The organism is Clostridium pacaense (assembly GCF_020709765.2).
Lineage (GTDB): Bacteria > Bacillota > Clostridia > Lachnospirales > Lachnospiraceae > Enterocloster > Enterocloster hominis.
In genome coordinates, this window is record NZ_JAJFEB020000052.1 from 1 (window position 1) to 1,667 (window position 1,667).

Genomic DNA, 1,667 nt, shown 5'->3' on the forward strand with positions numbered 1-1,667 from the left:
AATCTCCATTCCGCCGCCTTCGGATGGCGGCACAAATAGTTATGAAAGTCTTCCAACTCTCTACGCTGTGTTGTAAAATAGTTTGCGAGAAGCTACACTACAAAGCACGGAAGGAGGAGTTGTAATAACTTTCTTCGTTTTAGACCGCATATAAATCAGTGTAAGTTCTGCCTTTTCAAGCACAAATAAGTGGCATCATGAATCCGTACACTAAGAATTGTTTAAGCGCCTTAGTTTAATTGTGTGGCAGTTCAGTCAATGGCTTCTTATCTTTTTCGAAAGGAGTCTGACTATGAAAGTTACTTACCAAACCTGTTGTGGTGTCGATGTTCACAAATCTTTTCTCGTTGCCACAATTGTAAAAACCACTGGTGGCATTGAGCCTTCTTACCAAAAAAAGCGCTTTTCCACCTTTAACCATTCAATTCTTGAATTCAAGCAATGGCTTCTCGACAATGGTTGCCATGACGTCTGCATGGAATCCACAGGTAAATACTGGGTTCCCGTCTTTAATCTTCTCGAAGATGATATCAAGGTTGTCATTGCCAATCCCAAATGGGTGAAGGCGGTGAAGGGCAACAAAGATGATTCCAAAGATTCTAAATGGATTGGAGATTTATTCCGTCTTGGTCTTGTTAGAGGCAGTTACATTCCTTGTAAGAAAATCCGCATTCTGCGAGAATATACGAGGTATCGCTATAAATTAATTTCCTGCCGTTCAAGTGAAAAGAATCGATATCAGAATGCTCTTACTGTTTGTAATGTTGCATTAGATTCTGTTGTTTCCGATATCTTTGGGAAGTCATCCACATCCATTATCGACTATCTGCTTGAACAATCGGGTACATCCATTAACCACGAAGAAATCGCATCTAAGCTTCTTAGAAATCTCAAATCCAAAGAAGATGCTGTTATAGAATCCGTCGAAGGATATCAGATGACTGATGCCCAAAAATACCGTATGCGCCTCGTCCGCGCACATATGGATTATATCACAGCCGAAATCAATGATGTTGATAAAATGATAGAAAATATGATTTCTTCTAATCCTGATTTTGAAAATGCTGTCCAGTTCCTCTGTACCATTCCGGGTCTCAAACGTGATAGTGCAATCACTATCATCTCCGAAATCGGTACTGACATGTCTCAGTTCTCAAGTTCTAAACGTTTATGTTGCTGGGCTGGTCTAACACCAGGGAGCAATGAATCTGCTGGTAAGAAGAAATCTGTTCGGATTACACGTGCCGGAGTCTACCTCAAACCTGCATTAGTACAATGTGCTCATGCTGCCGTAAAATCTGACAAATATCCTTACTACAAAAAGAAATATGATTCGCTTGTTAAACGCCGTGGCAAGAAAAGAGCCATTATTGCTATTGCCCGTATGATTCTTACTGCTATATACCAGATGCTGTCTACTGGTGAGCAGTGGAATCCGAACGATCTTTACAAAATCGATATGCCAGTAGCTCTTGTTGAAAAGCAAAAGGCAAAGGCTATCAAGCAAGCCAAGAAACTATTACAACGAGAAGGATTACTTCCGCCTGATGAACCATTAGCTTCCTGATCTAATTTCCTAACTCTATAACACTTCAAAAAGTTGCCTGCCTTAGACAGCTTATTTAAGTGCGTCCATTTATGGTTTTCCTCTACTTTCTTTCACACTA

General features: G+C 40.3%; 1 protein-coding gene. It reads left to right on the plus strand.

Features of this window, described 5'->3' with window-relative positions:
• Positions 1–292: 292 nt before the first annotated feature.
• Positions 293–1,567: an IS110 family RNA-guided transposase gene (locus tag LK536_RS58395; RefSeq protein ID WP_227797311.1), complete on the plus strand. Its 1,275-nt coding sequence runs from the start codon at positions 293–295 to the stop codon at positions 1,565–1,567.
• Positions 1,568–1,667: the final 100 nt, after the last annotated feature.

Excerpts from the sequence above, each read along its gene's own strand:
- LK536_RS58395 (WP_227797311.1), top strand. The coding sequence starts at position 293 with ATGAAAGTTACTTACCAAACCTGTTGTGGTGTCGATGTTCACAAATCT.